A 9,750-nucleotide genomic window follows, 5' to 3' on the forward strand; every position below is an offset into this window, starting at 1 on the left:
AGCTTAACAGTGTATACCCTAATGCTATAGCTAGCCTCTTTGGATGTCCGTTTAATTAAGGTTTTCTAGCTGTTTTGGATAATTTGCAGATAATTCTGGCCTATCCTTTTTTATATTCTTACTTTATCCCCATTTGATTTTTCATCTCCTTATCCTATCTTATATCATCTTATCCTCTTTTAATTCAACAACCCACCACAGATAATACATAATTATCTGTGGTGGGTTGTATTATCCAATGCGGATATGTTAATGTATTTATATAAGTTAACTTTAGTTAACTAGTGAAAAATCAACAAAGTTAACTAAATTAAAAAGGTTAACCAAGAAATCTTGGTTAACTGTTCAAAGGAGTTTATAAAATGGCAGATGTAACATTTGGGGTAAAAGTCCCAGAAGATATGAAAAATGAGCTTGCAGAATTAATGAAAAACACCCAATTAACAGGAAAGGAGTTTATGAATTTATTGCTAGGAGCGTATAAATTAGAGCAGCAAAAACAATCAGACCACATGTTAGTACAAGATATAGATGAACTTCAAAGGTTATTACAACGTATTCAAATGATGTATTTAAATATGAGTGAACGAGTCAATCTCATCGTAGAAGATCGCTTGAGTGAAGTGGAACAAATCTTAGGAGAAAAAGAAGAAGAAAAAATGAAGGTATTGGAAGAAAAAACCACACTTGAGGAAACTATTAAGAAACTTCAAGATGAAACATTAAAGACTTTCAAGGAGGAAAATAAAAAGTTAGAAGCTGAAATCTGTGGATTAAAAAAGGATTCAGAAGTGTTAGAAGCAATCATCCAGGAACAAAAACAACAAATAAAACAACATAGTACACTTTGTGAAAAATATGAAGAAGAAATTGAACGTCTAAAAGATGAAAATAGTAAGTGGGGGAGGTTAGAGTTAGAAATTGAAGAGCGTACAGCTGAAAATGAACGTTTACAAATAAGAAATGATGAAATTGCTTCTGAACTTTGGTTTAGTCAAAGAGAAGTAGAAAAAAGTAAAGAAACCGTTAAGTTAGCAACAGAAAAACATGTACAAGAAGTAACATCTCTCAAAGATAAGCAAACACTTGAACTTAAAAATTATCTTCTTGAGCAAAATCTTGCATTTAACGAAGAAAAGCGTCAAATGCAAGAGACTCACTATAATGCAATGCAAGAACTTCAGTCTAAAATCCAAGATTTTTTATTAAAAGATGAAAAGCTCAAGAAATAATGTTGAAATATGGTCTCTAAACTGATATACTCTTAGATTGGAAAAGGAGTGTATAAAATGGCAAAAAATTATTTAGCACCAAATGAAATTGTAGAGTATACAACAGATGCAGGTCATGCAAAAGTGAACCGTACACTGATGGCTGTATTTTTAATGGCTGTAATGGCTGGTGTCTACATCGCACTTGGGGGATTAGCTTCATCAACCGCAGCACATGCTATTCACGATAAGGGTGTAGCAAAATTAGTAACGGGGGCAGTTTTCCCTATTGGACTTATGTTTGTTGTATTAAATGGCGCTGACTTATTTACAGGAAACTGTCTTATTGTTTTATCAACTTTAGAAAAACGTACAAAAATAAGCGATTTTTTTAAGAATTTAGGCATTGTACTTGCAGGGAACTTTGTAGGGGCTGTATTTATTGCTTTCTTACAAGCTAATACAGGCTTATTCAGAATGAGTGAGGGTGGTTTTGCTGCATATGCGTTAAAAACAGCAATCACAAAATCAAACTTACCTTTTACAGAGGCACTTTGCTTAGCTATCATTTGTAATATCTTTGTATGTGCTGGAATTTGGATGATCTACTCAGCAAAAGATGTAACAGGTAAAATATTGGCTGGTTTCTTTTCAATCTTCGCCTTTGCAATCAGTGGTGCAGAGCATGTTGTTGCTAATATGTACTATGTACCTGTTGGTCTATTCATTAAAATGAATCCAGAACTGGTTGAAATGTCAGGCGTTGCACTTGATAAGTTAGATACTTTAACTTGGGGAAACTTCTTTGTCAATAACGTCATTCCAGTAACAATCGGAAACTTTATCGGAGGTATCTTAGTAGGAATTGCTTACTATATCATCTACAAAAAATGCACAAAACCAGTACAATAGATTGAAACTTATAAAATAAACTATAAAAAGGGGCTGTTATGATACAGCCCCTTTTTTCTAGTGTACCCAGCATGGGCACACTCTTAAGACTAAAGCCCTGAACTACGCGGAAATCCATGGTGTAAATGTGGCAGATCGATGGAAGGAAAGATTGTGTACTTACCTGGGGAGGTCTCATGGACGTATGGAAACAAAGTGTATGAAATACGGTTGAATTTCTAGGTTTTTCATTCTACAAGAATAAAGAGGGAATGAGACTGAGAGTCCATCCAAAGGCGATAGCCAAAATGAAGACCGTCGTATACTGAACAGTACGTACGGTGGTGTGAGAGGTCAGTAGATAAACTAATTATCTACCTCCTACTTTTCTTTTAGGTTATTTATTGATTTCATCGTCTATATAGTGTACAGTTAAAAAACATGTTCTTTTTACGGAATGTTATGTTATCAGTTTAGTATGCGCTAGAAAGGAGCCTGTATGACTATTCAAAAAAGTATTCATTACTTTAAAGTTGCTTTAGAGGGGATGCAACTTTCTCCGCACACTCTTAAAGCCTATATGCAAGATTTATCCCAGTGGGAAAGTAGTTTGGATATAACAGATTTAGAATCCATTACGTTTGAAACCATTCAAGACTATCTTATTACCCTGCAAAGCCAAAATCTAAAACCTGCCAGTCTTAAGCGCAAACGTGTGGTGATTCATCGTTTTTTGAAGTTTTGCTACGAAAAGCGATTGTGTGATCAGCGCGTATATGAATATATTGACCCTATAAAAATGCGTAAGACTAAAGCACCCAAAGAAATTTTGACAACAGAAGAAATAGAAGAGCTCATTGATTACATAGAAGGTCAAATCGAACAAAATGGAAAGTTATTAGGTACGAGTAATCACTTTGATTATTTATATTATTGTTGGGTAAGAAATCGTCTTTTAATCGGTATTTTACTTTATACTGGATGCCGTGCTACAGAAGCTGTGAGCATCAAAAAAGGAGATATTAACTTGCAAAGCAATAGTATTTTGCTACTAGCCAAAGGTTTTAAATATAACAATATTCCCATTCATCCAAGTCTTTTAAGCTTTTTAGAAGTCTATAAGGAACAGCTTGAAAAACTTAAAAATAAGGAGATTCAATCACTTCTTAATCATTCTTCGTACCTCTTTCCAAGCAGAAATGATGTGACAAGTCATTTAGCGTCAAGGTCTTTACATGATTTAATGCTTAAACTTTCGACTGTTTTAGGACGCCATATTCATGCTCATATTTTTAGACATACTTTTGCTTCTTATTGTATTGCAGCAAAAATGGATATTACTACTTTATCTTCATTGATTTCTCATAGTAATCCTTCCATTACCTTATCTATTTATACCCATGAAATTGAAGCGAGTCAAAAACAAAATGAAATCAAAAAGCTTAATTTCGACAGAAGGTAGAAAGGTATAAAACCCCTAACTTTAGGTTATCTTAACTTAAAAGGAGGTTTTTTTATGCCATCTAAGGTTGATGCGCTCAAAGAAAAATATCAAGAAGGTTATAGATGTATTTATAAAGATGAAAGTGAAGGGTGTACGTATACCCTGAGGGATTTTAATAAAGGTAAGCTCTACGAAGTCCACACCAATGACCGTATGGAAATTGGGGAAATTGATAACTTTTTAGATGCATTGAATGTCCTTAAGAAAAAGACAGGTCATGATTGTATTTGTACAGGATATGAATGTGATGAGTAGTAGCGATTCCTTTTAAAGAAAAATGCCGATACACCTTGATATATATGAGGAGCATCGGCATTTTCTATCTCTTAAAGCGCTTGTTGATATAGGTCTGAACAAGTGGTAATGTATGTGCATAAGGAGGGTAACGAAGAGGAAGTTCTAATTTTGAACTATAACAAATAGTCTGTGGTCTTGAAAATGTATCAAAACTATATTTACCGTGATAGGCACCTAGGCCACTGTAACCTACACCACCAAATGGTGCCTGTGTATGAGTGAGATGCATGATTGTATCATTTACACATCCACCACCAAAAGAAAGATTTCTTAAAAAATGTTGAATACGTAATTGATCTTCTCCAAAAAGATAACAAGCTAATGGCTTTGGAAACCGTTGAACTGTTTCAATGGCACTTTCTAGTGTATTAAATGTGATAACAGGCAAAATAGGCCCAAAAATCTCTTCCTGCATACACTCATCTCTCGGTTTGATAGGGTATAGAATAGTAGGTTCGACATAAAAGTCCTCTGCATCAAAATGACCACCGTAGTAAATTGCATCTTCATTCATGCACTTTAAAACGCGGACATAATGCCTTTCATTAACAAGTCGTGATAAGTTGGCCTTATCAGAAAACATTCGAATCGTTTCTGCCTTGAGCAGTTCTAAAAATGGCTCCACTACATTTTCATGAACTAATACATAATCAGGCGCTACACAAGTTTGGCCCGCATTCATAAATTTCCCCCAAGCAATGCGCTTAGCAGCCAGTTTAAGATCTGCACTGTAGTCTACAATCACAGGATTTTTTCCACCTAGTTCTAATGTAACAGGGATGAGGTGCTTAGCAGCCTGTGCCATGACTTGTTTACCTGTTTGTGTACTTCCTGTAAAGAAAATATAATCTAAGGGCTGGTTCAAAAGACTTTCACAAAATGCCCCATCACCTTGTACTGTCCATACGAGGTGACTTGGAAATACATCTGCTAAAAGACGTTTTAAAAATTTAGAGGTATGGGGTGTATATTCTGAGACTTTAAGTACCACACAATTACCAGCAGCAATTGCTCCAATTAAAGGAGATAATGCCAATTGAATAGGGTAATTATAAGGTGAAAAAATGGCGCATAATCCATAAGGCTTACGCGTTACTGTTGTTTTACCTTTTAAAACGGGAAAAGATGCTCCAAATGTTTCTGGTTTAGACCAACATGCAAGAGATTTTAGCGTGTGCTCAAGTTCTTGAAGCACCATATAAATCTCCGTCATATATGTTTCGTAATACGGTTTTTTAAAATCTAAATATAAGGCTTTGGCAATTTCTTCTTGATGGGTCAAAAGTATTCTTTTTAATTTTTTTAGGAAATAAAGTCTAAAGTCTAAAGAAGTAGTTTTGCCTGTTTTAAAAAAGCGATGCATATATTGAATTTGTTCTGTCATATCTTTCATTCATTACACCTCAATCGTTTCATCCGAATCATTTTTAAATCATGCTCTCTTTTATAGTATACTACTCCTTATCGTTTTATCCAATAAAATTACAAATCAAACCTTATTTTTACCTATACAATGAAATAGAAAACAGTTTTGCAAATGTTTGCTTCTTATAAAGATGTCAAAAAGCACACATACTAAATTTGTAACTTCATCGATGAACAGGGGGATTTGAAATGACTAGGAAAATAGCTTTTTTACTTTTGGTAAGTGTTTTTCTAAATGTTTTTCCTTGTTATGCTGAAGAAACAAGTAATGAACGTACTAAAGATACACCAGGAACAGCTATATTTGTTATGGCTGTTCCAATGAAATTACAAGTTGAAGAACAAAATCATGTACAAGAAGATGAAAAATGGCATAGCCAAATAAGTTACCCTGCTATTAGCGGCTTAGCTGATAAAAAGGCAGAAAAGAAAATCAATGCGGTTCTTAAAGAGCATGGAACAACATTGCAAAAGAAATTCGTCAAAGAAGCAAAATATAATACTTCTAAAGTAAAATATGAGCTTATCAGCCAATATACTGTACAGGAAACGAAAAGTCCGTACTTTCTCGTTACCTTCTTTGACTATCTTTACCAAGGAGGATCCCACGGCATACCTTCTTATCAATATGTAACTTTAAATCTTCAAAATGATACTATCCTCACACTGGATCAATTGTTTAGTCAAGAAGCAGAATATAAAGAAGCTCTTCAGAGCCTTCTTATTAAACAAATTGAAAAACGAACGGACGCAAAAGCTTTATTACAAGATGAGATTTATGCTCATTTACAAATTCAAGAAAATCAAAATTTCTATATTAAGCCTAATGGTGATTTAGTCCTTGTTTTTAATTTAAATGAAGTAATACCTGTCACAACAGGATTCATGGAATTTACTTTAACCACCAAAATGTTAGATGAAGTAGCACTTTCTTATCAGTTTTAGAGCCTAATGAGTGATATTAGGCTCTTTTATTCTAGGCTTATATCAGTAGGGAAACATTGTAAAAAGGGCATTTTTATAGTATAATGAGTAATCATCAAAAGGGGGATTAACAATGGCAACGTATAAGTTAAAAAAAAGCAGAAAAATGCATCCTGTAAGCCGTGTGATCATAGGTACTATGTGCCTTTTAGGTATAGGTGGTGGATGTTTATATACCATTGAACGTTACAACCAACCAGAGCTTGTAGGCAAGTGGGTTTCTACCGAAACAGGTGACGTTGTGGGCTTTAATGAAAACGGAACACTATCTTTAAATGATAGTACTCAAATGTCAACTTATAAAATTCTTTCACCCAATCAGTTGCTTTATAACATAGAAGATAAACAATTTGAAATGTATTATAATTTAGAGGGACGCATACTGACATGGGGATTGAGTGTAGACACCGTTGAAACTTTCAAAAGACACTAATTTTTACATATTAAGAATATACCTAATATAGGGGTGAATATATGAATCAGATCGAGCTTGAAAGTATTTATGAACAAGCCAACAAAAGTGCCAAACAGTCTTGGAATACTATGGTCAACAAAGGAGAAATAGGATATTTACCTTCACTAGATGGTGTGATGCAATCAAGTGAAATTCTTTCGGAAGTATCCCTTGGCCTTGTCCAAATTCCTATTGATAAAATTATTGGAACGTATACCCATTCAAGAAGTGTTTCTTTTGCCCATAATTTTATGCCACTTATGGGAATAGGTACTGAGTTTGCTAATAAATGGATGCATCTTTATGATGCTCATGTAGAAGAGGGCATTCGTGAACCAGTCAAGGTTTATGAATACTTAAACCGCTTTTTTGTTGTAGAGGGAAATAAACGAGTAAGTGTTTTGAAATTTGTAGGGGCAACCTCTTTTAATGCTTATGTTACGCGCTTAGTCCCCAAAAGAGATCCTATGAATAAAGTCAATACCATTTATTACGAATTTATGGACTTTTATAAAAACACTCATATTAATACCATTTGGTTTACTCAGCCTGGACGTTTCAAAGAGCTCAATGAATTTATTGACCAATATCAATGGTCTAAAAATTTCTTTGACTCCAAAGGAAAGCAATTTATAGCGGATATTTATCGCCCATTTAGAACAATTTATCTCAAAGAGGGTGGTGCTAGGCTCAAATTGACAACAGGTGATGCCCTTTTAAACTTCTTAAAAATCTATGGATTGCCTGAAGAAGTAACTGGTCTTAATCACAAAGCATACATTCAAAAACTCATTGCAGAGTTAGAGGTCATTGAACAAGATGATGCTAATGTTAAAACAGATGCCCTCCAAGCACCTAAGAAAAAGAGAATGTTAAGTTCTTTAACAGATCGCTTAACAATAAAACGCAAGCTAAAGATTGCTTTTGTGTATGCTAAAGCACCTGAAACGTCTGGATGGGCTTATAGTCATGAACTTGGCAGGCTCCACATTAATAATATATTTGAGGATCAAATTCAGACAACTAAAATTATCAATGTACCAGAAAATAGTGAAGCCTATTTAGTGCTTGAACAGTTGGCCGAAGAGAAGTACGATATTATCTTTACAACGAGTCCAACATTTGTTGCGCCTGCTTTAAAAGCAGCAATGCAATATCCTGATGTGAAGTTCTTTAACTGTGCAGGCACACATTCCTATAAGTCTTTAACTTTATATTTCGGACGTATTCATGAGCCACGCTATATTTTGGGGATGATTGCAGGCGCAATGACTAAAACTAATGTGATTGGCTATATTGCGCCTTATCCTATTTCAGAGGTCGTGTCTAGCTTAAATGCCTTTACATTAGGTGTACGTGCAGTCAATCCTTATGCTAAAGTTAAGGCTATGTGGACCTATAGATGGGATAATCCTGAACAAGGAAAAGACGTGGCCAAACACCTTATGGAAGCAGGTGTAGATATTATTTCTAATGAGGACTTACCCGTTCCAGGTGATATGTCTAAAGAATATGGAGTTTATGCTGTAGGTGAACAAGATAAGAGACATTATGCGATGGCCATTTGGAACTGGGGTGTCTTTTATGAAAGTGTCATCCGAAATATTTTAAGTGGAACTTGGAAAACACTGGCAGATATCTCAGATACAGACCAACCACTCAATTTCTGGTTAGGAATGAATACAGGTATTGTAGATGTCCTTTATTCTAACCGTCATATTAACAATCAGATGAAAATCTTAATCGAAGGAGTTAAAGCAGCCATTACTCGTAATGAATTTAATCCATTTACAGGACCTATTTATGATCAAAATCAGGTTTTACGTGTTAAAACTGGTGAAGTTTGTGACTATGAAGCAATCATTAACATGGATTGGCTCGTAGAAGGGGTAGAAGGGGATTTACCTAACAATGAAGACCTTAAACCGACAGATCCTTTTAGTTATATGAAAAATATTGTACACAGTGAAGCATAAAAAAAGGCCTCTAACATAAAATCATGTTAGAGGCCTTATCCTTATTCCCTTATTTGGGGTCAGGATAATCTAAAATATAATAAGAATAACCATTAATAACCTGTGTCTCATTCACCGTATGGTGTCGCTTCATTTGCGCACCATAGTTTAAGTGCTGATGCCCATGTAAATGATACTTAGGAGAAAGTTTTTGATAAACTTCGTGGAAACATGCGAACCCCTTATGTGCCCAATCATCTCCATCTCCAATACCAAGTGAAGGGGCATGAGTTATAAATAAATCTAGACCTCCTTTTCGTTGGCAAGCTTTCATTAGTTTTTTTGTGCGTTTATACATAGCTTTTTCAGTATATTGAAACGCACCACCTGTATATTCTATACAGCCACCTAAACCAGCAATTTTTATATTTTTATAGGTGAATATCGTATCATCTATGCTGATACAGCCTTCAGGTTCTTGTTCTAAATACCTTACATCGTGATTCCCAGGTACATATAAAAGGGGTGCTGGAATCATCGTTACTAGGAAAGAAAGATAGGAGGCTTTTAAATCCCCACAAGAAATAATCAGTTCAATATCTTTAAACTTTTCTCTATCAAAATGATCCCATATATATGTACTTTCTACATCCGAAACAATTAGTATTTTCATTTTATTCATCCTTTGCCATCAGTGTGCATTCTAATTATACACTAAAATTAATGTATTTTGAACAATATTTTTACAATTTATGTGTTGACATTCAAACTTTTACTTGCTAAGATATACAAGTGCTCATCACTGAGCCACATACAACTAAATAATAACCATTAAACCAGTCGATTCAAAACGAATCTTAAAGATTCAAAGTCAGTACTACTTAACAGTACAAATTGTCAAGCGATTAACTCGACAAACAGAGCTTAACTTTCTACGGAAGTTGCGCTAAAAATTTATTTACTCACGTAAATCGATTTTTATATTGAGAGTTTGATCCTGGCTCAGGATGAACGCTGGCGGCGTGCTTA

9 protein-coding genes are annotated in these 9,750 nt (G+C 34.6%); 7 read left to right on the forward strand and 2 right to left on the reverse strand.

The features are described from left to right. Positions 1-362 precede the first annotated feature (362 nt). The 4 genes from RRY75_RS13090 (at position 363) to RRY75_RS13105 (ending at position 3,861) form a co-directional block, all read left to right on the forward strand. Positions 363-1,232: a hypothetical protein gene (locus RRY75_RS13090; RefSeq protein ID WP_332528035.1), complete on the forward strand. Its 870-nt coding sequence runs from the start codon at positions 363-365 to the stop codon at positions 1,230-1,232. A gap of 57 nt (positions 1,233-1,289) precedes the next feature. Continuing rightward, positions 1,290-2,123 (forward strand): formate/nitrite transporter family protein, encoded by an 834-nt coding sequence (locus tag RRY75_RS13095; RefSeq protein WP_332493884.1) that lies wholly within the window; start codon positions 1,290-1,292, stop codon positions 2,121-2,123. A gap of 478 nt (positions 2,124-2,601) precedes the next feature. Beyond that, the gene (locus RRY75_RS13100) at positions 2,602-3,564 is read left to right on the forward strand and encodes a tyrosine-type recombinase/integrase (protein WP_332528825.1); all 963 of its coding nucleotides are present in this window, start codon (positions 2,602-2,604) and stop codon (positions 3,562-3,564) included. Positions 3,565-3,618: 54 nt separating this feature from the next. Next, complete coding sequence (locus tag RRY75_RS13105) at positions 3,619-3,861, forward strand: hypothetical protein (protein WP_332493881.1); 243 nt, start codon at positions 3,619-3,621, stop codon at positions 3,859-3,861. A gap of 64 nt (positions 3,862-3,925) precedes the next feature. On the opposite strand, the gene RRY75_RS13110 is transcribed toward RRY75_RS13105, so the two are convergent. Further along, a complete protein-coding gene (locus tag RRY75_RS13110) occupies positions 3,926-5,296 on the reverse strand; it encodes an aldehyde dehydrogenase family protein (RefSeq protein ID WP_332493880.1) in 1,371 nt (456 codons plus the stop codon). Between the two features lie 221 nt (positions 5,297-5,517). Here RRY75_RS13110 and RRY75_RS13115 point away from each other — a divergent pair, with 221 nt between their 5' ends. The 3 genes from RRY75_RS13115 (at position 5,518) to RRY75_RS13125 (ending at position 8,742) form a co-directional block, all read left to right on the forward strand. Then, positions 5,518-6,273, forward strand: coding sequence for a DUF3298 and DUF4163 domain-containing protein (locus tag RRY75_RS13115; protein WP_332493879.1), 756 nt, complete (start codon positions 5,518-5,520; stop codon positions 6,271-6,273). Between the two features lie 112 nt (positions 6,274-6,385). Continuing rightward, positions 6,386-6,745 (forward strand): hypothetical protein, encoded by a 360-nt coding sequence (locus tag RRY75_RS13120; RefSeq protein WP_332493877.1) that lies wholly within the window; start codon positions 6,386-6,388, stop codon positions 6,743-6,745. A 41-nt stretch (positions 6,746-6,786) separates the two neighbouring features. Continuing rightward, complete coding sequence (locus RRY75_RS13125) at positions 6,787-8,742, forward strand: BMP family ABC transporter substrate-binding protein (protein WP_332493876.1); 1,956 nt, start codon at positions 6,787-6,789, stop codon at positions 8,740-8,742. A 49-nt stretch (positions 8,743-8,791) separates the two neighbouring features. Here the strand turns inward: RRY75_RS13125 and RRY75_RS13130 are convergent, their stop codons facing one another. Next, positions 8,792-9,394 carry a metallophosphoesterase family protein gene (locus RRY75_RS13130; protein WP_332493875.1) on the reverse strand — a complete coding sequence of 201 codons (603 nt, stop codon included), beginning with the start codon at positions 9,392-9,394 and terminating at the stop codon, positions 8,792-8,794. Positions 9,395-9,750 lie beyond the last annotated feature (356 nt).

Source organism: Niameybacter sp., assembly GCF_036655075.1.
Classification (GTDB): domain Bacteria; phylum Bacillota; class Clostridia; order Lachnospirales; family Cellulosilyticaceae; genus Holtiella.